Raw genomic sequence first — 21,691 nt, 5'->3', positions numbered from 1 at the left:
GGCGGAGGCTCACCAGTTGGCTTCGCGCGGGGCGCGCGGCAGCCGGACGTACGGTGGGTGGTTGATGTAGACCGTTCCGCCGCTGTGTGGCACCCAGGTGTTCTCGAACTGTTCGCGCTGATAGGTGACGCGCACCTGCTTGTCGTCCGCGATCAGGTGCGATGCGGGGTCGTTCATCACCGGGTCGCCGTCCTTGGTGAAGCCGACCAGCACCATCAGGTGCCCGTCGGTGGAGTAGCCGGCGCCGCTGAGTTCGGAGCTCTTGAACGACACCGAGGTGATCACCGGGATGCCGGCGGCGATGAACGGCTCCGCCTCGGCGAGGCTGCGCAACCGGGTGACGAAACCCTCCAGGCCGAACCGCGAGGTGTATGCCGTGTTGAATGGCCAGTTGCCGCAACCCTCGTAGACGTAGTCGTAGCAATTGCGGGCGGCGTAGTCGACCTGCGGATCGACGTATGACGGGTCGACCCACGACAGATCGGCCTTCCGCGGCCCGCGTCGCCAGTAGGCGAGCACCATGGAGGACGAGGTCGGCGAACACCACGCCTCGCCGCCGTTGTCCCACTGCGGGTATTGGCCGACGTGCAACTCCTGGGAGAAGGACGGCACGTCCAGGATGTGCTCGCGGCCGAGGGTGAAGGCGCTGACCGGGACGGTGGCATCGTCCGGGAGCGCCGAGGCGACCGCGCCGAGGAAACGCACGGTCGGGGTCAGCCGGGTCCCGTGCGGCCGCAGCAACTGCACGCGCAACTGGAAGTCGGTGAGCGTGTGGTCGCCATACGTGTGGAAGGTGTCGGTCCACACGGTGGCGTAGTCGGTGCCCTGGCCGTCGAGCGACTGCCGCTGGATCGCGCCGCCCTGCGCGGGGTCGTTGCTGCACCAGCGGCCGAGCACGAACCAGTCGGTGAGGGTGCCGTCCTCGGCGTGCCCGCGAACGTTGACCTCGATCCAGGTGCCGTTCGGAGTGTCGGCGTTCCAGGAGGAAATCAGCTCGGTCAGCCCGAAGCCGTTGGTGCGCCACGGCGACGTCCAGGTGCCGACGTCGTAGAGCTTGGTCGGCGCGTCTTTCACTGTCGGGTCAGCGAATTCGCGAGTGCCGCACGGCACCAGGATCCGCAGCCCGAACGGGGTGGGTATGACGCCGCGCGCTTCCCCACACAGCCACGCGAAGATGTCGGCGAACCGGTGGTAGCGGATGTGCCGGACGCCCGGCGTCGCGTCGGCCGCGGCACGCGAACCGGTCGCGGACGCCACCGGAGCACCGAAGAGCAACGCACTGCCAGCAGCCATGGAGCCCAACATGACCTGTCGCCGGTTCGGTGCCGGCGGGCACCCTCTGGAAAGCAACCTGGAACGATCTGACATGGCGCTGACTCCTCGCTGCACATCGGAAGAATGATTGCGTCCAGTCTGACGTAAAGGAGCACCAGCAATGTGAGATCTGCGCGAATTGTTTTCACCGGTGGAGCCGGGCTGCGCCCAGAAGGTCAGAGGCTGAGCACCAGGCAGAGCGCGGCGTCGACGGCGCGCAACTCGTCGAAGCTCAGGTGACCGACCTGGTCGCCCAGCCGGGTCGGGTCGACGGCACTCGTCTGCTCGACCAGCACCCGGGTCGCAGTCCCGCCGATGTCGACGATCGGGCAGAAGGTCGCCGCTCGTGCGCGAAGAGCAGGCAGGCCCCGCCGAACGAATTCGGCGGGGCCTGCCTTGTCCCTGCGGGCTCAGCTCAGCCGACGAGCGACCGCAGCACGTACTGCAGGATCCCGTCGTTGCGGAAGTAGTCCGCCTCTCCGGGGGTGTCGATGCGGACCACGGCGTCGAACTCGACCGTGCCCGCGCCGTCGGCCTTGGTGGCGGTCACGTGCACCGTCTTCGGCACCTTGGTGCCTTCGTTGAGCGCCGTAATGCCTTCGATGTCAAAGGTTTCCGTGCCGTCCAGGCCGAGCGACTCGACGTTCTGGCCGGCCGGGAACTGCAGCGGCAGCACGCCCATGCCGATCAGGTTGGATCGGTGGATGCGCTCGAACGACTCGGCGATGGCAGCCTTCACACCCAGCAGGCGGGTGCCCTTGGCGGCCCAGTCACGGGAGCTTCCGGTGCCATACTCCTTGCCCGCGAGGACGACCAGCGGGATGCCGGCCTCCGCGTAGTTCTGCGCGGCGTCGTAGATGGTGGTCTGCTCCCCGCCATGGGTGAAGTCGCGGGTGAAGCCGCCCTCCACGTCATCCAGCAGTTGGTTGCGCAGCCGGATGTTGGCGAAGGTGCCACGCACCATGACTTCGTGGTTGCCGCGGCGCGAGCCGTAGGAGTTGAAGTCCTTGCGCTCGATGCCGTGCTCTTGCAGGTACTTCCCGGCGGGACTGTCCGCCTTGATCGAGCCCGCGGGGCTGATGTGGTCGGTAGTCACCGAGTCGCCCAGCTTGGCGAGCACGCGGGCGCCCTTGATGTCCTCCACCGGCGAGGGGGTTTTCGCCATACCCTCGAAGTACGGCGGCTTGCGCACGTAGGTCGACTCGTCGTCCCACTCGAAGATGTCACCCTCGGGCGTCGGCAGCGACTGCCAGCGCTCGTCGCCGGCGAAGACGTCGGCGTAGTCCTTCAGGAACATGTCGCGGTCCATCGAGGCGGCGATCGTCGACTCGACGTCCTCCGGCGCTGGCCAGATGTCCTTCAGGAACACGTCGTTGCCGGCCTGGTCGGTGCCCAGCGGGTCGCTGTCGAAGTCGAAGTTCATCGTGCCGGCGAGCGCGTAGGCGATGACCAGCGGCGGGGAAGCCAGGTAGTTCATCTTCACGTCCGGGTTGATGCGGCCCTCGAAGTTGCGGTTGCCCGAGAGCACCGAGACGACGGTGAGGTCGTTCTCCTGGACGGCCGCCGAGATCTCGTCGGCGAGCGGGCCGGAGTTGCCGATGCAGGTGGTGCAGCCGTAGCCGACCAGGTAGAAGCCGAGCTTCTCCAAGTAGGGCCACATGCCGGCCTTGTCGTAGTAGCCGGTCACGACCTGCGAGCCGGGCGCCAGCGAGGTCTTCACCCACGGCGGGACGGTCAGGCCCTTCTCGACGGCGTTCTTGGCCAGCAGCGCGGCGGCCATCATCACCGACGGGTTGGAGGTGTTGGTGCAGCTGGTGATCGAGGCGATCACGACGGCGCCGTCCTTCAGGCCGTATGGCGCGCCTTCGGCGGGCGTGACCTCGACCTCGCGGAAATTGCCCTCGACACCGTAGTTCTTGATGTCCAGGCCGAACTGCTGCTTGGCGTCGGTGAGCACGATGCGGTCCTGCGGACGCTTCGGGCCGGCGATCGACGGCACGACGGTCGACAGGTCGAGTTCGAGGCGCTCGCTGAAGCGCGGCTCGACGCTCGCGTCGTGCCACAGGCCCTGCTCCTTGGCGTAGGCCTCGACGAGCGCGACCTGCTCGTCGGAACGGCCGGTGAGGCGGTAGTAGTCGAGGGTGACGTCGTCAATCGGGAAGATGGCGCAGGTGGAGCCGAACTCGGGGCTCATGTTGCCGATGGTGGCGCGGTTGGCCAGCGGCACCGACGCGACGCCCTCGCCATAGAACTCGACGAACTTGCCGACGACTCCGTGCTCGCGCAGCATCTGGGTGATGGTCAGCACGACGTCGGTTGCCGTTGCGCCCGAGGGGATTTCACCGGTCAGCTTGAAGCCGACGACGCGCGGGATGAGCATCGAGACCGGCTGGCCGAGCATGGCCGCCTCCGCCTCGATGCCGCCGACACCCCAGCCGAGGACGCCGAGGCCGTTGACCATCGTGGTGTGGCTGTCGGTGCCGACACAGCTGTCGGGGTAGGCGACGTCGTCGCGGACCATGACGCCGCGGGCCAGGTGCTCGATGTTGACCTGGTGCACGATGCCGGTGCCCGGGGGCACGACCTTGAAGTCGTCGAACGCGGTCTGGCCCCAGCGCAGGAACTGGTAGCGCTCGCGGTTTCGGCCGTATTCGATCTCGACGTTCTTCTCGAACGCGTCCGGGCGGCCGGCCACGTCGATGATCACCGAGTGGTCGATGACCAACTCGGCGGGCGCAAGCGGGTTGATCTTCTTGGCGTCACCACCGAGCGAGCCGACGGCCTCGCGCATGGTGGCCAGGTCGACGACGCACGGCACGCCGGTGAAGTCCTGCATGATCACGCGCGCCGGGGTGAACTGGATCTCGGTGTCCGGCTCGGCGTTCTCGTCCCACTGGCCGAGCGCATTGATGTGATCCTCGGTGATGTTCGCGCCGTCCTCGGTGCGCAGGAGGCACTCCAGCAGCACCTTCAGGCTGAACGGCAGAGTCTTGCTGCCGTCCACCTTGTCGAGGCGATAGATCTCGTACGACTTGTCGCCGACGGCGAGCGTGTCCTTTGCTCCGAAACTGTTGGTGGTCACACCGACTCCTTCGTCTCCGCTGCTGCGGACAGTTTATCTTGACGTCAAGATAAGTTAACCACACTCATCCCCGCGATCTCTGCGAAGGTTCACCTAACCTCTGTCGCCTGCGGGATTCGTTCGATCCTGCCACTACGAGCGCCCCGCGACCACCGGAAGCGCGGTCGTTCCGGGTGCGTATCACCGACCAACCGCCTGCCTCCTCAGTTCCCATGAGGAAGCTCATCATCGGCATGGTCACAGCGAGTGCAGTCCTCACGTCGGGTGTAGTCGGCACGTCGACTGCGCACGCGGCGACGGCCACGACAACCACCACCTGCGACGGTATGGCGTCCGTGCGCTACCTGGACGCGATCACCAACGCGGACCGGCTGGTTCGCGCGTAGGGTCGCGGCGACGCGAAGGCCATGAACTGTTACGCCACCACGGACGTGGCCAAGGAACTGCGCACGATCTCGTGGCCGGGTGGCCGCTACTGGGTGCGGCAGGGCGCGCAGGGCGCCGCCGGGACGATCTACGTGAGCTACCAGAACAGCCGCACCGGCATCGGTTTCACCGTCGGCGTCACCAACGTCGGCCTGCGTGGCACCGGTGGCTGGCACGCCGCGCACTGGATCCACGCCCGAAGCGCCACAAACCGGTGGAGCCCAGAGCTCCTGGCACCTGTCGAAGCGATGGGCGAGACTTCACGGATGGCTGACTGGCCTCCCCTGCGGGCAGTGCTCGCCGACGTCGACTACTCACTGACCCTCACGTGGGATGACCTCGATGATCTCGTCGGTGGGCTGCCGAGATCGGCCCACGAATACAGCGCATTCTGGAAGGGCGCGCGGACCGGTTGGCCCGGCTACGCCTCGTCGCCGTCCCGGTCCTGGACGCCGACACGCTCCATGGGGTCGAGACAACGATCCTGACTGAATTGGATCCTCCACTGAACCTCCACAAGGTCACGCGAACGCCACCGCGAGCCCGGCTGTCCGCGTTGAGGAAAGCGCACGGCCGCTGAGCTGCTCAAGCCGCGCAATGCCGTGTCTTCACACTTTGCCGGCTTCGAACCTGATGAGGAGGTATCCGAGAGGCATTCCGCGACGCAGTTCTACGGCGTTGGACGATCTGGACAACGGGCGTTTCACAGCCACCCGATTATCGTGTCGCCGCTCCCGCACGACATCAACATCTATCCCAGCTCAAAGGCCCAATCGGCATCTAACGCTCGGACGCTGGTCAAGCAACGCACTCACCGACTCCATGCCCTGAACCCACGCGGCCGTCGCTGTGCTGCGCAACTCGATCAACTCCATCATGCGTGCGAGCTCCGCAGACAGGTCTCGGGCGAACACCGGTTCGTGATGCGCCAGTCGGTTGCGCAGACTTCAAGAAGATCTCTTCGGGAACTGTAACCATGCTGCGTATCCGGCAGACTCCGCTGGAAGTTGTGCTCCCATGGCCATCGAGCTCCATGGTCTTAGACAGGGCATCGGCAACCGCGTTGCGGGTGGCAACCTCGGCGAAGTGAGCCGGCAGCATCAGAGCGCTGGCGACCCGCGCGTTCCAGGCATAGAGCTCCAACCCGAGCGTCAGCTCATCGCCAGCAGCGACAAGATAGGTTGAGAACCTGGCTGGCAAGAGCGTTGCAACCAACTCATGTTCGTCGTTGCGGCGCTGCTCGGGCATGTCGGAAACGTAGTACACTGAATGTGCGCGTCGCGGGATTCGCGGGCCTTCGGGCCTCCCCCGCGGACATAAGCCAAGAGAGGGATCCACCTTGCGGTGGGTCCCTCTCGGCGTTCCGTCTAGCCGCAGCGGACGGCCGGTCGGGAGTCGGGTCTCGCCAAGATCGGCCACACACTCGACGTGGCGGCGGCAGCAGCGACGGCCGACGCCTTCGAAGCGGTGTCGTTCGGCAATCGAGCCGACACCAGTGCCGGTTTGGCTCAGGGACTCACCGCGCCGAACAACCGCGCCATGTCAAGAGTGACCTCGCGGTCGGCGTACGAGACTCGAACCGGCCGGTCGTGCTCATCGGCCCACAGCGTCCGGTCTTCGACGAGCACGCCGGAGCGCAGCCGGTGACAGCGCAGCGCCCGGTCGGCCCGGTCGACGATCCAATAGTCGGGCAGGCCGCCAGCGGCGTACTTGGCCCGCTTACGCACCAGGTCGTTGTCCCTATTTCCGGAGGTCACCTCAACACACAGCAACGGGACACCGGTGAACCGGCGCGGGTCGTCCGGCACGGTGCAGACCATGACGTCGGGACCGTACTCCTCCTGGATACCTGGTGGCTTCCACGCGAACTCGACGATGACGTCCTCACCGGCGTTCGCGTCAACCGTCGCCTGCAGGACGCCCCATAAGTACAGAATCGTCTTCTGGTGGCCCCAATCCGGGAAACCCGGTGTCATGACCAGTTGCCCATCCAGGTACTCCGCACCACGAATCCCGTCGTCGTACTCCAGCGAGTCGTACGTGTCCCACGACATCGGCAGCCGAATGGTTTCGTGGTCGTGCATTGCCAGCTCGGACATGATGTCGCCTCCTTCGCACGACCAAGGCTACCTGCCGCCGACGACTCAACCGGTTTTGGCGAGGATCGCCACACACTCGACGTGGTGCGTCATCGGGAACGCATCGAAGGCGCGCAGCGAGCGCACCTCGTAGCCGGCGTCGGCGGCATACGACAGGTCGCGCGCGAGGGCAGCCGGGTCGCAGGCGATGTATGCCGCCCGCCGCGGCTCATGCGCGAAAACCGTTGCCACCACGTCGCGTCCGGCTCCGGAGCGCGGCGGGTCCAGGACCACGAGGTCCACTCGGTCGAGTTCGCCGAGCGCGTCGGACCAGTCGTCCCGGCCGATGCCGGAGCGCCGCAGGGACGCCTGACCGAGACCGGCCAGGTTCAACCGGCCATCGCGCACCGCCCGCTCGTCCCCTTCGAGTCCGAGCACGCGGCCGGCCGGCCCGACGGCGTCGGCGAGGAAGGCGGTGAAGACGCCGACGCCGGCATACAGGTCGAGCGCTCGCTCGCCCGGGCTCGGCTCCAGTCCGTCCAGCGCCGCGGCGACGAAGGCCGCAGCCGCACCCGGATGCACCTGCCAGAAGCCACGAGCGGAGACGGCGAAGTCGCGCGCTCCGCGGCCAGGGACAGTCACGCGCTCCACGACGTCGGGAACCTCATCATCGGCAACCGGCAGGTCGACCGCGACGACCTCGCCATCGCTGCCAACCGCGACGTCCACGCCGGTGACACCGCGTGGCACCGGCTCAGTCAGTAGACCAGTGGCGGCGATATCCGGCACCGCGATGAGGCAGTCATCGACCGGCACGACCTCGTGCGAGTGGTGCTTGCGCAGGCCGAGCGAGCCACGCGCCGCGGCAAACTCGACGCGCGTGCGCCAGCGCAGCCCCTCCACGTCGCCGGGCACCGGCTCGACGTCGCCGGGCCACTCGATGCCGGCCAGCCGCCGCAATTGCTCGGCGACCACCCGGCGCTTCAGCTCCCGGCCGTATGCCGCGGAGGTGTGCTGCCAGTCACAGCCCCCACAGCCGCCAGGACCGGCGAATCGGCATGGCGCAGTGCGACGTTCGGGTGCGGACTGCAGGATCTCCACGACGTCACCGCGCAGGAAGCGCGACTTCGCACCACCACCCGTGATCGCCACCACGACCCGCTCACCCGGAAGCGCATGCCGCACGAAGATCACCTGGCCGTCATGCCGGGCAACACAGTGACCGCCGTGCGCAACCGGGCCGACCTCGACGGTGAAGCGCTCCCCTACCAGCGAAACCCCTTGTGCGGCAGGCATTCCGGGGCGCCCACGCCGGCGACGCTCTCTCACTGGCCCCTACGCACCGAGCCGGGGGCCGGCCCGTCATACCGCAGTTCGTGGCCCTGACTGGAGCGCAGCTGCCACGGGACGCTCGCGACGAGCACGCCCGGGGTGAAAAGCAGGCGCGACTTCAGCCGCAGCGCCGACTGGTTGTGCAACAGCTGCTCGTACCACTTGCCGACGACGTACTCCGGGATGTAGACCATCACCACGTCGCGCGGACTGTCCCGGCGAACGGTCTTGACGTAGTTGACGATCGGCCGGGTGATCTCCCGGTACGGCGAGGCGATGATCTTCAGCGTGACCGGGATCTCGCGCCGCTCCCATTCCTCCTGGAGCGCCTTGGTCTCCTCGGGATCCACCTCGACGGTGATCGCTTCAAGCACCGACGGCCGGGTCGCCCGCGCGTAGGCGAGCGCCCGCATCGTCGGCTTGTGCAGCTTGGAGACCAGCACCACCGCGTGCACCCGCGACGGGAGCAACTGGTCGTCGTCGGTTTCGGCCAGCAGCAACTCCTTGCTGACGTTGGTGTAGTGCCGCCGGATCTGCACCATCAGCGCGAAGAGCACCACCATGGCCGCCACGGCATACCCCGCGCCGTGCATGAACTTGGTCAGCAGCACCACGACCAGCACGGTCCCCGACATGACGGCGCCGACCGCGTTGATGATCCGCGAGCGCTTCATCCGTGCCCGCGGCATCGGCGGCTCGTCCAGCCGCAGGTTGCGGTTCCAGTGCCGGATCATGCCGATCTGGCTGGTCGTGAACGACACGAACACGCCCACGATGTAGAGCTGGATCAGCCGGGTCGGCTCGGCGTCATACACGATGACCAGCAGGATCGCGACGCCGGCCAGGATCAGGATGCCGTTGGAGTAGGCGAGCCGGTCACCGCGGGTGTGCAGCTGACGCGGCAGCCACCCGTCGCGGGCCAGGATCGAGGCCAGCACCGGGAATCCGTTGAACGCCGTGTTCGCGGCCAGCACCAGGATGATGCCGGTCACGATCGACACGAAGACAATGCCGGGCAGGAAGCCGTGGAAGACCGAGTGGGCGAGCTGCCCGAGGACGGTGTCCTCGTCATACCCCTTGACCGGCTTGCCGTGCAGCAACAGGTTTCCGGGGTTGTCCGGATCTTGAATGTGGATGCCGGTCCAGTTGGCCAGCGTCACGATCGACACCAGCATCACCACCGAGATCGACCCCATCAGCAACAGGGTCGTCGCCGCGTTCTTGCTCTTCGGCTTCTTGAACGCCGGGACGCCGTTCGAGATCGCCTCCACACCGGTCAGCGCGGCGCACCCGCTGGAGAACGCACGCAGCAGCAGGAAGATCACGGCGATCTGCGACAGGGTGTCCATGTGCGGCTGCGGGGCGAGGGTGAACTTCGCGGTCTCGGCCATCGGCAGGTCACCGGTGAGCTTCCGGAACACCCCCACGATCGCGAGCGCGATCACGCCGAGCATGAACAGGTAGACGGGTATGGCGAAGAAGCTGCCCGACTCACGCACGCCGCGCAGGTTCATCGCGGTGAGCGCGATGATCAGCAGGACCGCCACGATCACCTGGTGCCCGTGCAGGAACGGCAGAGCGGACGCGGCGTTCTGGACACCCGACGCGATCGACACCGCGACCGTCAGCGTGTAGTCGACCAGCAGCGCGGACGCCACCGTCAGCCCGGCCTTCGGCCCGAGGTTGGTGGTGGCGACCTCGTAGTCGCCGCCACCGGACGGGTAGGCGTGCACGTTCTGCCGGTATGACGCGACGACGACCGCCATCACGCACACCACCGCGAGCGTGATCTGCCAGGAATGGGTGAACGCGAACGAACCGCCGGCCGTGCCGAGGGTCAGCAGAATCTCGTCGGGAGCGTAGGCAACCGACGAAAGGGCGTCGCTGGCGAAGATGGGCAGCGCCAGCTTCTTCGGCAACAACGTGTCGCCGAGTCGGTCGCTGCGCATAGCGCGGCCGACGACGAGGCGCTTGAGTGCGCGACCTGTGCCTGACACAACGCGCAAGTGTAGGGCCGCGGTGCGGGTGCGTCGGCAGCGACTTCCTCCGGTAGCGTTTCCCTCCGTGTACTTCGTGATCATGGGTTGCGGCCGAGTCGGCTCGATGCTGGCGCTGAGCCTGGAGAAGCACGGCCAGGAAGTCGCCGTCATCGACCAGGACGAGTCGGCGTTCCGGCGCCTCGGCCCGAGCTTCGAAGGACGCCGCGTCGCCGGCGTCGGCTTCGACCGGGACACCTTGATCCGGGCCGGGATCAAGGGCGCGGACGCATTCGCCGCGGTCAGCAGCGGTGACAACTCGAACATCCTGGCCGCCCGCGTAGCGCGTGAGACGTTCGACATCGACAACGTCGTGGCGCGCATCTACGACCCGGGCCGGGCGGAGGTCTACGAGCGCCTCGGCATACCGACGGTTGCGACCGTCCGCTGGACCAGCGACCAGATCCTGCGCAAGGTCCTGCCGATGGGCGCGCTGCCGGTGCACACCGACGCCAGCGGCAAGGTGATTATCGCCGAGATCCCGCCGGATCCTTCGTGGATCGGCACCCCCTTGCGGCACATCGAGGAAGAGACCGGCTCCCGGGTCGCCTATCTCACGCGTTTCGGCGACGGGATGATCCCCGAGCCGGACTCGGTCTTCCAGGAGGGCGACCTGCTGCACCTGAGCCTGCCGAGCGGTCGCGTCCAGGAGATCGAGGCGCTGCTCAAATCCACCAAGCCAGCCGACTGACCGCCGAAAACAACTGCAGCACAAGGAGATACGTCACATGCGAGTTGTCGTCGTCGGCGCCGGGAGTGTCGGCCGCTCGATCGCGCGGGAATTGATCCTGCGCAAGCACCAGGTGCTCATCATCGACAAGTATGCCGAGGAGTCGCGCTCCAGCTCGGTGCCGGAAGCGTCGTGGCTGCTCGCCGACGCGTGTGAGATCGCCACGCTGCGCGAGGCCGACCTGGAGACGTGCGACGTCGTCGTCTGTGCCACGGGCGACGACAAGGTCAACCTGGTGGTCTCCCTGCTGGCCAAGACTGAATTCGGCATCAACCGCACGGTGGCCCGGGTGAACAACCCGAAGAATGAGTGGATGTTCGACGAGGCGTGGGGTGTGGATGTCGCCGTCTCGACGCCGCGCCTGATGACCGCACTGGTGGAGGAAGCCGTCAGCGTCGGCGACCTGGTGCGACTCTTCCAGTTCCAGCAGGGCAAGGCCACGATGGTCGAGATCACCGTGCCCGCGGACAGCCCGAATGTCGGTGTCGCCGTCAGCCAGCTGGAGCTTCCGCCGGAGTGCGTGCTGGTCGGCATCATCCGCGACAACGTGCCGATCGCGCCGACACCGTTCGACGCGATCGAGGCGCTCGACGAACTGTTGCTGCTGGCCACCCCGGAGGCGGAGCAGTCGCTGGGCGCGGTGCTCACCGGGCGACCGGCGAACGAGATCCGCACGCACTCCCCCGCGGCCAGCGACTAGAACTTCACCGAGGAGTCGAAGCCAATAGCTCAGCGAGACGACGACCGACAGACGGAGGGCGGCTCAACGAACTTGTTCGTGCGCCGCTCGCCGGCTGTTGCGAGGAGTCGAAGCCAACAAACTCAGCGAGCCCTGATCTCGTAGGAGGGGTTGAAGATCGTCGGGGTGCCCTTCAGGTAGGTGACCCGGCCATGGACCTTCAGGTAGGTGCCCGGCTCGATGCCGGCGATCTTGCGCCGGCCCAGCCAGACGAGGTTCATGGTGCGGCTGCCGTCATCCAGGTCGACAACCAGGGCCGGCACGGACTCGGCGCGCGGACGCAGGCTCACACTGCGTACCGTGCCGCAGCACGAGACGATCGATCGGTCCTGTGCGTCACAGATCGGCGTGGCGCCGAGCTTGCGGGTGCTCTCGCGCAGGTCGTCGCTTTCCAGCTGCTCGTCCGGTTTGGTGAGGCGGTCGGCCACCCTGCCGAGCGATGACTTCCAGCCCATGGCTCAGTGTCCTTCCATCTCAACGGACCTCGGTGATTTCCGGGCCGCGCTCGAACGGCTTGAAGTCATCAGCCGTGTCGGACCGGTCGCCGGTCCGACACGGCGCGGCATTCGGATCCGCTGCGGCCTCCGCGTCGGCCTGCGCCTGGATGTCCTGCGGGATCTGCAGCGGCAGCATCTCGCGTGGCGCCCGCGGCTCGCCGCCTCGCGTGATGACGGTCTGGCGCACGAAGTCCAGCAACCGGTCACCGGCCGCCTCGTCGATCGCGGCGTTGCCCGACAGCACGACCCGCAGGAACCAGCGCGGGCCGTCGACGCCGACGAACCGTGCCGGCGCGAAGGTGGTGCGGCCATCCGGGCCTCGCGTGGGCATCCGGGTGTGCAACTCGATGCCGAGCGGCCCGAGCTTCTCCTCGGCGGTGCCGCCGCCGGCGAGGAGGTTGTCGGCGATCTCGTCGCGGATGGCGTCCCACACACCCCGGCTCTTCGGCGCGGCGAACGCCTGCAGTTGGCACGCAGCGTCGTCCAGCACGGCGGTCAGGCCGGTGATCTCCTGCCCGGCGTCGTCGACGTCCAGGCGCAACTCCATGCCGGGCTGCGGAGCGATGGCGACCGCTCCGAAGTCGAGCAGCCCGTCGACGTTCTTGACCTCGCTGCGGTCGAACGGGCCATCCGAGCGGTCCAGGTCGAAGGGGCGCGGCAGCCGGGTGCGCGACTCGTCTTCGTCGCTTTCGCCGTCGGCCTCGCTTTCGTCCACGGCGGCTTCGTCGGCGTCCACCTCGTCCGCGGCGTCCGCGTCGGCAACGTCCGTGACATCGGCGCCGCTGTCCTGCTCGACCTCGGTGGTGACGTCGACCTCGTCGGCCGCCTGATCCTTGGCCTTGCGCCGGAAGAGTGCCACTGCGCTCGTGCCCCTTTGTCTCGTCGATCTGCTCGGATGATGTGGTGTCGCGTGTGATCAGCGGCCGGCGAAGCCGCCGCTGGCTCCATGCCCAGTGTCGCCCCTGACCGACTCCGGAAGCGAATCTGTCGCCTCCCAGCGGATCGCGGCAACCTGCTGCACGACCAGCTGGGCGATCCGGTCGCCGCGTCGCACGGTGAACGCCTCCTGCCGGTCGAGATTGATCAGGTTGACCTGGATCTCGCCGCGGTATCCGGCGTCGACAGTGCCCGGGCCGTTCAGGGTCGTGACACCGTGCCGGGCGGCAAGCCCCGACCGCGGATGCACGAAGGCGGCATACCCCTCCGGCAGCGCGATCGCGATGCCGGTCGGCACCATGGCGCGCTCCCCCGGCTCGATCGTGACGTTCGTGCGGGCGTGCAGGTCGGCGCCGGCGTCACCCGGACGGGCGTATGACGGCAACGGCAACTCGGGGTCGAGTTGCCGCACCGCCACGCGCAGTTCGTGCATCGGTCAGGCCGCGCACTCGGTGCAGACCGGCAGGCCGCCCTCTTCCTTGGCCAGCTGGCTGCGGTGGTGCACCAGGAAGCACTTGGAACAGGTGAACTCGTCCGCCTGACGCGGAATCACCTGCACCGAAAGCTGCTCACCGGACAGGTCCGCCCCCGGCAGCTCGAAGCCTTCCGCCTGCTCCGTCTCGTCCACGTCGACATTGGAGGTGCTCTTGTCGTTGCGGCGCGCCTTCAGCTCCTCGATCGAGTCGTTCTCGAGGTCGTCGTCGCTCTTCCGCGGAGCGTCGTAATCAGTTGCCATTGCGTGTGTCCCGTCTCCTCGTCGCCCATCTTTCGGCGTCTTCGCGCGCAATAACGCTGGACGCCCACATTTTGTGCCCGGACCGCGGGGATTTTGCCCTATCGGCCCGAATGTCCGCAGGGCGGGGTCGGTTCTGCGGCGCCCGGAGCGCTCAGCGATCGACCAGCGGGCTGAGCGCCGCGACCTGCTCGGGGCAGCCGGCGACGACCAGGTCGGAGCTGGGCGGCCCACCCGCGACACCGCGCACCACCCCGCTCGCCTCGGTCACGATCACCCAGCCCGCAGCCAGATCCCAGGGGTTGAGGCCGGACTCGTAGTAACCGTCCAGCCGGCCAGCCGCCACCGAGCACAGGTCAACGGCCGCGCTGCCGGCGCGGCGGATGTCCCGGATCTGCGGGATCAGATCCAGGACGATCGCCGCCTGCCTGCGCCGCTTCCCGGGGTCGTAACCGAAGCCGGTCCCGATCAGGCTGAACGCCAGGTCGGCCTGCTTGGTCACGTGCAGGCGGGTGGTCCGGCCGGCATACTCCAGGAACGCGCCGCCGCCCGTGCGCGCGTGGAAGAGCTCGCCGGTCGACGGGTTGAGCACCGCGCCCGCGATCGCCTCCCACTGACCCGGTGTGTGCACGTCGCCGGTGCACGCGGCGACCGACACGGCATACCCCGGCAGCTCGTAGAGGTAGTTGACGGTGCCGTCGATCGGGTCAACCACCCAGGTGATGCCGCTGCGCGACGACGTCGCCGAACCCTCCTCGCCCAGGACGCCGTCAGCGGGGCGTGCCTCCTCCAGGCGGGTACGCAGCAACTCTTCGCTGCGGCGGTCCATGACGGTCACCACGTCCGTCGCGGTGGACTTGGTCGCCGCGACCCCGAGCCGCTCGGGACGCTCGCCCACGATCAGCTCACCGGCGGCGCGAGCCACCTCGCAGGCGAGTTGCTCCAGCTGCTCAAGCTCGGCAATGGTCATCGCGTCAGTCCTTTCCGCACGCTGCGGGCTTGGCGGTGCGCAAGTTGGGGCAGCACCCGGCCGCACAGACGGGCGGCATCGCCGCACCCGGCCAGGCGATCGGGTCGACCCGCTCACCACGGGCCTGGGCGGCCCGCTCCTCGACCAGGTCGACCAGCCCCATCACGAACTCCGCATCGGTGCCGACGGTCGGCACCCGGGTCATCCGCAGCCCCACCTCGGCGGCGGTCTCGGCCGCTTCGGTGTCCAGGTCGTGCACGACCTCCATGTGGTCGGAGACGAAGCCGATCGGCGCTACCACCACATCGGTGATGCCGTCCTCGGCCAGCCGGCGCAGGTGGTCATTCACGTCCGGCTCCAGCCAGGGCTGCTCGGGCCGGCCTGATCGCGAGCAGTAGACCAGGGCCCCAGACAGGTTGCGGTCGAGAGTGATGCCCGCCTCGTCCAGGATCACGTGGGCAATCTCGTCGTGCTGGTGGTCGTAGAGGTTTCCCTCGCCGTCACCGGGGCCCGAAGTGTCATCCATCGCGTTCGGGATGGAGTGGGTGACGAAGACGAGCCGCAGCTTGTCGTCTTCCGGCTGTCCGCACGCGCGCACCGCCTCGGTCACCAGCCGGATGTTCACCCGGGCGAAGCTGGGGTGCGTGGCGTACTGGCGGATCTTGTCCACCACCAGCGTGCGTCCCTCGTCGGCGAGCTCGGCGAGCGCGCCGGCGATGTCCTCGCGGTACTGCCGGCACGAGCTGTACGACGCATAGGCACTCGTCGTGACGACCAGCACCCGCTCGGCTCCGGCGTCGTGCGTGCCACGCAGCACATCGGCCAGAAACGGCTCGCTGTTGCGGTTGGCGACCAGCACCGGGGTGGAGTAGCCGCGCCGCCGCAACTCGCCGCGAACCGCCTCCTGCAGCGCGCGCGTCTGGCCGTTGATCGGGCTGCGGCCGCCGCGGGCGTAGTAGTGCTCGGCGACCTCTTCGAGGCGCGAGTCGGGTATGCCGCGTCCACCGGTCACCCGGCGCAGGAACGGCATCACCTCCTCGGGACCCTCGGGTCCGCCGAAGGACAGGACGACCACTGCGTCATACGGCTCCAGGAGCAGTTGCTCCTGGAGCGGCTTCGGCTGTGCGTCAGGGGATTCGGCGATCGGCGACGACATTGCTGCGGGATCTCCTCGCGAGGGTCGTGATGGTGCCGCCCGGTGGGTCGGCCTCGGCCAGCGTACGACTCCCGCCAGGGCCCGTCCGGCGCGCCCTGCACGGTCCGCGTAGCGTGCCGTGGCATGGTTGGCTGCGGCTGAATGCAGCGCATCACGGGCTATCTGGGAGACACGCACATGCGGGAGTTGCGACTCATCGGCGTCGACGACGACGGCGGTCACCTGCTACTTGCCGAGGGCGACACCGAGACCGCAGATCTCCGGCTGCCCATCGATGACTCGTTGCGCGCTGCGCTGCGCCCGGCACGGCAGCGCCCGTCGACCGACGTGGGTTCGATCCCGGTGCCCGACGAACTGCGCCCGCGCGATGTGCAGGCACTGCTGCGCGCCGGGGTCTCGGTCGACGACGTCGCCGAGCGAGCCGACTGGACCACCGAGAAGGTGCTGCGCTACGAAGGGCCGATCCGCGCCGAGCGCGACCACATTGCCGACCTGGCCCGGCAGCTCGCCGTCGGGGGGTCCGGCCGCGCCGACTCGACCTTCGGGCAGCGGGTGGAGCGCCGCCTGGACGGTCGCGGGGTCGCCGCCGATGACATCGTCTGGGATGCCTGGCGCGGCCACGACGGCACGTGGACGGTGATCTGCGGCTTCCCCGCCGGGGGCCGGCAGCGGCAGGCCGCCTGGCACTTCGACGTGCGCGGGCGGATCCTCGACGCCGTGGACGACGAGGCGCGGTGGCTCGGCGAGGACGAGAACTCACCCGGCGCGCTGTCGGACCGCCGGAGCGCGCGCGACGTGTCGGTCTATGACGTCGAGGCCGAGGGCGGGCTCGACGCCAAACCCACGACGCCGGTGCGCCGGGTGCGCGGCGGCCGAACGTCGGCCACCGCCATACCGACGCATCCGGCCGGTTCGGCGCTGCCGCCGACCGATCCTGCGCAGCGCCCGGTCGACCTGGTCGCCGCGATGCGGGAGCGCTCCAAGAGCCGTGGCCGCAAGGGGCGCGCGAAGGCAGAGCCGGTCTTCCCCGCCGACGCCGCCCCGCAGGAGCACCTGGACACCAGTGGCGCCGCACCCCCGCTCGGTTCGCACCCGCGACCGGAAGAACTTGCCGAACAGGCACCGGCCGCCCAGCCCGCGAAGCCGTCGGTCGACGAGCTGGGTCACGACCCGGTGACCGGCACCGCGGACCTCTTCGCCGATCTGGAGCCGGAGCCCGCAGCAGCGGCCGCGCCGGAGCCCGACCCCGAAGCAGCGGCCGAGCCCGACACCGAGCCGGAGCCGGCGGTGCCGGACCGCCCGGCGACGGCGCGCAAGGGCCGGCCGAGCGTGCCGAGCTGGGACGACATCATGTTCGGCCGGCGGCCCGGTAACAACTGATCCGGGGCGGCTCTACCGCCAGCCACCCGGGCGGTTCTCGCGGCGTGGGGGCTGCTGGCGGGGTATGTCGCTGCGCCGCACGCTGATGGTCTGCGCGTCGTCATAGCCGCTGCGGTGAGCGGGCGGCTGCGGTTGCGGGGTCGCCGGCCGGGACGCCTCCGAGGGACCGCCGGGCTGGGGTTCGGGCGGAACGTCCGGCCGTGAACGGTGCGGCACGGGCAGCGAATGTCCGCTGGTCCAGATCAGCACCACGCTCGCCCAGGCGACCAGCACCACGGCGGCGAGGATCATGCCGAGGGTTGCGTTCGTGGGGATCGCCACCGCGAGGATGCCGCCGATCACCCACGCGAGCTGCAGCAGGGTCTCCGAGCGGCCGAACATGCTGGTGCGCATGTGTTCCGGCACGGTGTCCTGGATCTGTGAGTCGAGGGCGAGCTTGCCGAGCTGCTGGCCGGTGCCCGCGACGAACCCGATAGCCACCGCGGTGATCACGGTGAAATGGGCCGCGGCGATGACGACCATCACGGCGTCGGCGATCAGCGTGCCGAGCACGATCGTCTTCGGCGAGGCGATCTTCAGCGCGGCACCGGCGACGGTGCCGACCGAGTTGCCGGCACCCGCGGCGCCGAGCACCAGCGCCAGCAACAGCGTCTCCTTGCCCTGCCAGCCGGGGAACGGGTGGGTGCGCACGAGGAACGCGAGGAAGATCGTCAGGAAGCCGGACAGCCACCGCAGCCCGGTGTTGGCGCGCAGCGCGGTCACCACTTCGGGGCCGATGCCGCGGCTCGCTGCGCGACCCGAGGCGAGCCCGCTCGGCGCGGGCTTCTCACCCAGGGCGGAGTCGACCCGCGGCGGTAGCAGGATTGCCAGCACCGTGCCGATGGCGAAGAGCAGCGCGGCGACCCGCAACGCCCACGCCCCGCCGCCGAGCTTGGCCGCCCCGCCCGCGAGTGAGCCGGCGACGCCGGCGCCGACCACGCCGGCCAGCGACAGCCGCCCGTTGGCCTTGACGAGGGTCAGCTGCGCCGGCAGCAGGCGGGGCGCAGCCGCGGACCGGGTGACCAGATAGGCCTTGGAGGCGACCAGCACACACAGGGCGACCGGAAAGAGCCAGACGGAGCCGTCGTCGACCGCCTGCGCCAGCACCCAGCACAGGAACGCCCGGATGGCGAGCGTGAACCCGATGGCCCAGCGGCGACCGTGGCTGAAGCGGTCCAGCAGCGGCCCGATCAGAGGCGCAACGACCGCGAAGGGCAGCATTGTCAGGCACAGGAAGAGCAGCACCTGCCCCTTGGCCTGCGCCGAGGAGACGGAGAAGAACACCGTTCCGGCCAGTCCGATGGTGACGGCGGCATCGCCCGCGGAACTGAATGCGTGGACCTGGATCAGCCGGGCCAGCCCGCTCTCCCCCGCGCCCTGGGCCTCGCTGGCCCGGCGCGCGACATACACGGTCTTCTTGCTTGCGGTCGCCGTCAGGCGCGCCATCGCGCCGGCTCCGCGGACCACTCCGCGCCCGGCGGCACGCGCGGTGTCACGCCCCGATCGAGCAGCGTCGGCGGCGTCGGGTTCACCTGGCGGAGTGGCTGCGGGCGTGGGTGGCAGGCCGGGTCTCGGTGCGGGCCGGGCGATGTGGCCGTCCGGCAGCGGCCGGGTCCGCGGTGGTTGCCGCACCGGCTCGGTGAAGGCCTGGTCGCGTTCGGCGCGACGACGCTTCCGCCCGGAAAGCCCGTCCCCTGTCATGGCACCATCATGCCAACTCGTCGGCCGGATCTCCGGCCGCGGGCACGAGTGCCTGCGCGCCGGTTCCGGGCAGCGGGCAGAGGTCGAGATCGAACGGCAGCACCTGCGGCGACGGCGCCTGGGCGCGTGCCGCGTGGGAGGTCATCCGGCGCATGTAGTGACGCCGGCAGAGCACTTCGTATTCGACGACGGACGGGCCACTACTCGCCGTGTCACCGACGACGACCTGCTCGCCCTCCACGACCATGCTGCCGTCGACGACGCGGGCGTTGTGAGTCGCCCGCTTGCCGCACCAGCACAGCGCCTCGACCTGCGGCACCTGGGTGCGATCCGCCAGCTCGATCAGCCGGCGAGAGCCAGGGAACAGCTGGGCGCGGAAGTCGGCCGTGATGCCGAAGGTGAATACATCGACGGACATCTCATCGACGAGACGGGCGAGCTGCTCGACCTGTGCCGGCGTGTAGAACTGCGCCTCGTCACAGATGAGGTAGTCGATCACCCGGCCGCCGGTGGCCTGCTCGACGACCACCTCCCAGAAGTCGAGTTCGTCGTCCACCTCGATGGCTTCCTGGGCGAGCCCGAGCCGCGAGGACAGGACCGCCGAACCGGCCCGGTCCAGCTTCGTGAAGACCAGCCCCTGCCGGCCGCGGGCGCGGTGGTTGTGATCCATCTGCAGCGCGAGCGTGGACTTGCCACAGTCCATCGTGCCGGAGAAGAAGACGAGTTCAGCCACAAGGAACAACCCTAGTCGGGATGCGGCGCCGTGCCGGCCGGCACGTCACTGTGCCGGCAGATGAATGAAGGGGATCTGCTGTTCCACATCGGTGAGCGAACCGTGCTGCCCGATCAGCGCAACGATGCGGGAGTTCATGACCCGGGTGTCGACGAACCCGATCGGTGCACGCACCGCCACCACGACGTCTCCGAAGCGTTTCAGCACACCCGGTGCAAGCTGGCCGAAAAGCCCTGTGGCAGCAGCATCTTCGCGGGTCATCACCCACGCATCGTCGCCCAGCCGTTCCGACCAGGTGGCCAGCACATCGGCCACGGCGCCGGGCCGGCAGTAGAGCTGCGGTCCCCGGGGCTCGCCACCCACCAGCTCGACACCGACCGACAGCTCGCGGTCTGCTGCGACGTCGACCTTGGCCGAGTCGGCGACATCGACCATGCCATGGTCGGCGGTGACCGTCAGCGAGGTGTCGGGAGGCAGCAGGGCACGCAGCCTGCGCAGTTCGCCGTCGAGATGTTCGACGGCCTCCCCCCACTGCCACGACTCGCAGCCGTGCTGGTGACCGGCCCGGTCGACGTCCCCCCAGTAGAGGTAGACCAGCGATCGCCGCGTCGCGCGGGCGGCAGCAGCTGCCGCGTCGACGCCGGACGGGAGGTCACGGGCAGCGACGAAATGTGCTCCGCGCAGCGCCGCCGTCGTCAGCCCGGAGCCGCCGAACTTGCCGGGGCCGACCATGGTGACCGCGATCCCGGTCGCTGCGGCGCGCTCGAAAACGGTCGGATGCGGTTGCCACTGCACAGGATCCGGGCCGTCGATCCAGTCCAGCTCGTTGAACAGCCGGTCAGTGCCGGGCACCCGCACCTGGTAGCCGGCCAGGCCGTGAGTGCCTGGCGGGAGCCCGGTGCCGAAGGTGCCCATGCTGGTTGCGGTCGTCGACGGGAACCCGGCGGTGAGCACCGCGGGAAGGTCCGGGTCCTGAGCTGCAACGGCACCGCGCAGGAAGGGCGCGTGACCAGACCGGGTCCGCAACAGCCCGTGGCCCAGCCCGTCGGCGAGCACGACGACCGCTCGGGCCGCCGGTGGGAGTGGGGCCTGTTCGGCGGCCGGAGACAACATAGGTCCGCCGAGTGACGCCACGACCCGGGGCAGCACCCCGGCCAGCCCTCCGGCGTCGTATGACGGCGGCAGCAGCTCGGTCACCGGCCGATTGCCGCGGAGAGCGCGGTCGAAAATGCTTGTGCCTGCAAGAGATTGGCGTCGCCGTCCGCGTCGGCGCTGACCCGCACCGTCACGTCGTCACCGGTGATGGTGCCTTCGTAGCCGTGATCGGCGTCGCACGTCGGGTCAGCACAGTTGGCCGGCAGCAGGTCGATGCGCGAGACGGCGCCCCACGAGATCGTCAGGGTGACCTCCCGGCCGAACGAGCCCTCGACATACTTCACCGGATCGGAGATCACCCGCCCCAGCATCACGCCGCGGACGCAGGACAACGGCACGGTCTCGCTCGTCGCGGTCGCCACGGTGCCCAGGTGTTGCACCGGTGAGTCCGGTTCGGGGGCATGGTCATCCGCGTGCGCGAGGATCAGCCGGCTGCCGGTCAGCACGAACACGGTCACGTGCCGGCGCACCGTCTCGCTGTCGATCGTGGTCTCCGAGTGCACCAGGTGGGACTCGATGCTCTCGGTGCCCACGGCAGCGGCCACCACGTCGGCGACGAGCAATGGAAAGTATCCGGCCTGCTCGATGTCGGCGAGGAGCCCCGCCGGCAGGGCCGACGCGGTGATCTGCTTGCTGGTCGAAGACATGAAGGCC

Annotated in this window: 22 protein-coding genes; 5 read left to right on the top strand and 17 right to left on the bottom strand. The window is 68.8% G+C overall.

Annotation, left to right across the window (positions count from 1 at the left end; all coding sequences use genetic code 11):
- Nucleotides 1–9 precede the first annotated feature (9 nt).
- From EFY87_RS17630 to acnA, 3 genes are all read right to left on the bottom strand, one after another.
- On the bottom strand, nucleotides 10–1,293 hold the full coding sequence (locus tag EFY87_RS17630) for a peptidase C39 family protein (protein ID WP_245988734.1): 1,284 nt from the start codon (nucleotides 1,291–1,293) through the stop codon (nucleotides 10–12).
- A 197-nt stretch (nucleotides 1,294–1,490) separates the two neighbouring features.
- Nucleotides 1,491–1,610: a type II toxin-antitoxin system PemK/MazF family toxin gene (locus EFY87_RS17625; RefSeq protein ID WP_220093694.1), complete on the bottom strand. Its 120-nt coding sequence runs from the start codon at nucleotides 1,608–1,610 to the stop codon at nucleotides 1,491–1,493.
- A 119-nt stretch (nucleotides 1,611–1,729) separates the two neighbouring features.
- Nucleotides 1,730–4,396 carry an aconitate hydratase AcnA gene (gene acnA / locus EFY87_RS17620; RefSeq protein WP_123272806.1) on the bottom strand — a complete coding sequence of 889 codons (2,667 nt, stop codon included), beginning with the start codon at nucleotides 4,394–4,396 and terminating at the stop codon, nucleotides 1,730–1,732.
- Nucleotides 4,397–4,608: 212 nt separating this feature from the next.
- Here acnA and EFY87_RS20415 point away from each other — a divergent pair, with 212 nt between their 5' ends.
- Together EFY87_RS20415 and EFY87_RS17615 are read left to right on the top strand one after the other, a co-directional pair.
- Nucleotides 4,609–4,782 (top strand): hypothetical protein, encoded by a 174-nt coding sequence (locus EFY87_RS20415; protein ID WP_158607697.1) that lies wholly within the window; start codon nucleotides 4,609–4,611, stop codon nucleotides 4,780–4,782.
- 21 nt (nucleotides 4,783–4,803) lie between these two features.
- Nucleotides 4,804–5,310, top strand: a complete 507-nt coding sequence (locus EFY87_RS17615) for a DUF7662 domain-containing protein (protein WP_123272805.1) — start codon at nucleotides 4,804–4,806, stop codon at nucleotides 5,308–5,310.
- Nucleotides 5,311–5,620: 310 nt separating this feature from the next.
- On the opposite strand, the gene EFY87_RS17610 is transcribed toward EFY87_RS17615, so the two are convergent.
- The 4 genes from EFY87_RS17610 to EFY87_RS17595 form a co-directional block, all read right to left on the bottom strand.
- The gene (locus EFY87_RS17610; RefSeq protein WP_220093693.1) at nucleotides 5,621–6,070 is read right to left on the bottom strand and encodes a hypothetical protein; all 450 of its coding nucleotides are present in this window, start codon (nucleotides 6,068–6,070) and stop codon (nucleotides 5,621–5,623) included.
- A gap of 260 nt (nucleotides 6,071–6,330) precedes the next feature.
- Complete coding sequence (locus EFY87_RS17605; RefSeq protein WP_123272804.1) at nucleotides 6,331–6,921, bottom strand: Uma2 family endonuclease; 591 nt, start codon at nucleotides 6,919–6,921, stop codon at nucleotides 6,331–6,333.
- A gap of 45 nt (nucleotides 6,922–6,966) precedes the next feature.
- Complete coding sequence (locus tag EFY87_RS17600) at nucleotides 6,967–8,196, bottom strand: class I SAM-dependent RNA methyltransferase (protein ID WP_123272803.1); 1,230 nt, start codon at nucleotides 8,194–8,196, stop codon at nucleotides 6,967–6,969.
- A 29-nt stretch (nucleotides 8,197–8,225) separates the two neighbouring features.
- On the bottom strand, nucleotides 8,226–10,229 hold the full coding sequence (locus tag EFY87_RS17595; RefSeq protein ID WP_181445511.1) for an APC family permease: 2,004 nt from the start codon (nucleotides 10,227–10,229) through the stop codon (nucleotides 8,226–8,228).
- Between the two features lie 67 nt (nucleotides 10,230–10,296).
- On the opposite strand from EFY87_RS17595, the gene EFY87_RS17590 reads away from it, so the two are divergent.
- Nucleotides 10,297–10,959: a potassium channel family protein gene (locus EFY87_RS17590; protein WP_123272801.1), complete on the top strand. Its 663-nt coding sequence runs from the start codon at nucleotides 10,297–10,299 to the stop codon at nucleotides 10,957–10,959.
- A 37-nt stretch (nucleotides 10,960–10,996) separates the two neighbouring features.
- Complete coding sequence (locus EFY87_RS17585; RefSeq protein WP_123272800.1) at nucleotides 10,997–11,698, top strand: potassium channel family protein; 702 nt, start codon at nucleotides 10,997–10,999, stop codon at nucleotides 11,696–11,698.
- 122 nt (nucleotides 11,699–11,820) lie between these two features.
- Here the strand turns inward: EFY87_RS17585 and EFY87_RS17580 are convergent, their stop codons facing one another.
- The 6 genes from EFY87_RS17580 to hemH form a co-directional block, all read right to left on the bottom strand.
- Nucleotides 11,821–12,192, bottom strand: coding sequence for an OB-fold nucleic acid binding domain-containing protein (locus EFY87_RS17580; protein ID WP_123272799.1), 372 nt, complete (start codon nucleotides 12,190–12,192; stop codon nucleotides 11,821–11,823).
- A 19-nt stretch (nucleotides 12,193–12,211) separates the two neighbouring features.
- A complete protein-coding gene (locus EFY87_RS17575) occupies nucleotides 12,212–13,093 on the bottom strand; it encodes a DUF3710 domain-containing protein (protein ID WP_123272798.1) in 882 nt (293 codons plus the stop codon).
- Nucleotides 13,094–13,150: 57 nt separating this feature from the next.
- Nucleotides 13,151–13,603, bottom strand: coding sequence for a dUTP diphosphatase (gene dut, locus EFY87_RS17570; RefSeq protein WP_123272797.1), 453 nt, complete (start codon nucleotides 13,601–13,603; stop codon nucleotides 13,151–13,153).
- Between the two features lie 3 nt (nucleotides 13,604–13,606).
- Complete coding sequence (locus EFY87_RS17565) at nucleotides 13,607–13,906, bottom strand: DUF4193 domain-containing protein (protein WP_123272796.1); 300 nt, start codon at nucleotides 13,904–13,906, stop codon at nucleotides 13,607–13,609.
- 151 nt (nucleotides 13,907–14,057) lie between these two features.
- Nucleotides 14,058–14,873, bottom strand: coding sequence for an inositol monophosphatase family protein (locus tag EFY87_RS17560; protein WP_123272795.1), 816 nt, complete (start codon nucleotides 14,871–14,873; stop codon nucleotides 14,058–14,060).
- Nucleotides 14,874–14,877: 4 nt separating this feature from the next.
- Entirely contained in the window at nucleotides 14,878–16,029 is a 1,152-nt protein-coding gene (gene hemH / locus EFY87_RS17555; RefSeq protein WP_123272794.1) for a ferrochelatase, read from the bottom strand.
- Between the two features lie 141 nt (nucleotides 16,030–16,170).
- Between hemH and sepH the strand changes: the two genes are divergently transcribed.
- On the top strand, nucleotides 16,171–17,409 hold the full coding sequence (gene sepH / locus EFY87_RS17550; protein ID WP_123272793.1) for a septation protein SepH: 1,239 nt from the start codon (nucleotides 16,171–16,173) through the stop codon (nucleotides 17,407–17,409).
- A gap of 12 nt (nucleotides 17,410–17,421) precedes the next feature.
- On the opposite strand, the gene EFY87_RS17545 is transcribed toward sepH, so the two are convergent.
- Genes EFY87_RS17545 through EFY87_RS17530 form a run of 4 tightly spaced genes read right to left on the bottom strand, consistent with a single transcriptional unit; the run spans nucleotide 17,422 to nucleotide 21,684 of the window.
- Nucleotides 17,422–19,149: an MFS transporter gene (locus EFY87_RS17545; RefSeq protein ID WP_220093692.1), complete on the bottom strand. Its 1,728-nt coding sequence runs from the start codon at nucleotides 19,147–19,149 to the stop codon at nucleotides 17,422–17,424.
- 7 nt (nucleotides 19,150–19,156) lie between these two features.
- Nucleotides 19,157–19,882, bottom strand: coding sequence for a thymidine kinase (locus EFY87_RS17540; RefSeq protein WP_123272792.1), 726 nt, complete (start codon nucleotides 19,880–19,882; stop codon nucleotides 19,157–19,159).
- 45 nt (nucleotides 19,883–19,927) lie between these two features.
- Nucleotides 19,928–21,079: an alkaline phosphatase family protein gene (locus tag EFY87_RS17535; RefSeq protein WP_245988733.1), complete on the bottom strand. Its 1,152-nt coding sequence runs from the start codon at nucleotides 21,077–21,079 to the stop codon at nucleotides 19,928–19,930.
- Nucleotides 21,076–21,684, bottom strand: coding sequence for a DUF5998 family protein (locus EFY87_RS17530; RefSeq protein ID WP_123272842.1), 609 nt, complete (start codon nucleotides 21,682–21,684; stop codon nucleotides 21,076–21,078). The genes EFY87_RS17535 and EFY87_RS17530 overlap by 4 nt, the downstream gene beginning before the upstream one ends.
- Nucleotides 21,685–21,691: the final 7 nt, after the last annotated feature.

It is taken from the genome of Flexivirga caeni (assembly GCF_003724155.1).
Taxonomy (GTDB): Bacteria; Actinomycetota; Actinomycetes; order Actinomycetales; family Dermatophilaceae; genus Flexivirga; species Flexivirga caeni.
Note: the sequence above shows the minus strand (reverse complement) of the source record. Positions and strands in the feature narration are given on the sequence as shown.

Bases quoted from the DNA above. Each gene is read 5' to 3' on its own strand.
- EFY87_RS17580 (WP_123272799.1), bottom strand. From the start codon at position 12,192: ATGGGCTGGAAGTCATCGCTCGGCAGGGTGGCCGACCGCCTCACCAAA.
- EFY87_RS17615 (WP_123272805.1), top strand. From the start codon at position 4,804: ATGAACTGTTACGCCACCACGGACGTGGCCAAGGAACTGCGCACGATC.
- hemH (WP_123272794.1), bottom strand. From the start codon at position 16,029: ATGTCGTCGCCGATCGCCGAATCCCCTGACGCACAGCCGAAGCCGCTC.
- EFY87_RS17560 (WP_123272795.1), bottom strand. From the start codon at position 14,873: ATGACCATTGCCGAGCTTGAGCAGCTGGAGCAACTCGCCTGCGAGGTG.
- EFY87_RS17610 (WP_220093693.1), bottom strand. From the start codon at position 6,070: ATGCCCGAGCAGCGCCGCAACGACGAACATGAGTTGGTTGCAACGCTC.
- dut (WP_123272797.1), bottom strand. From the start codon at position 13,603: ATGCACGAACTGCGCGTGGCGGTGCGGCAACTCGACCCCGAGTTGCCG.
- EFY87_RS17630 (WP_245988734.1), bottom strand. From the start codon at position 1,293: ATGGCTGCTGGCAGTGCGTTGCTCTTCGGTGCTCCGGTGGCGTCCGCG.
- EFY87_RS20415 (WP_158607697.1), top strand. From the start codon at position 4,609: ATGAGGAAGCTCATCATCGGCATGGTCACAGCGAGTGCAGTCCTCACG.
- EFY87_RS17585 (WP_123272800.1), top strand. From the start codon at position 10,997: ATGCGAGTTGTCGTCGTCGGCGCCGGGAGTGTCGGCCGCTCGATCGCG.
- EFY87_RS17600 (WP_123272803.1), bottom strand. From the start codon at position 8,196: ATGCCTGCCGCACAAGGGGTTTCGCTGGTAGGGGAGCGCTTCACCGTC.
- sepH (WP_123272793.1), top strand. From the start codon at position 16,171: ATGCAGCGCATCACGGGCTATCTGGGAGACACGCACATGCGGGAGTTG.
- EFY87_RS17545 (WP_220093692.1), bottom strand. From the start codon at position 19,149: ATGACAGGGGACGGGCTTTCCGGGCGGAAGCGTCGTCGCGCCGAACGC.
- EFY87_RS17605 (WP_123272804.1), bottom strand. From the start codon at position 6,921: ATGTCCGAGCTGGCAATGCACGACCACGAAACCATTCGGCTGCCGATG.
- EFY87_RS17565 (WP_123272796.1), bottom strand. From the start codon at position 13,906: ATGGCAACTGATTACGACGCTCCGCGGAAGAGCGACGACGACCTCGAG.
- EFY87_RS17530 (WP_123272842.1), bottom strand. From the start codon at position 21,684: ATGTCTTCGACCAGCAAGCAGATCACCGCGTCGGCCCTGCCGGCGGGG.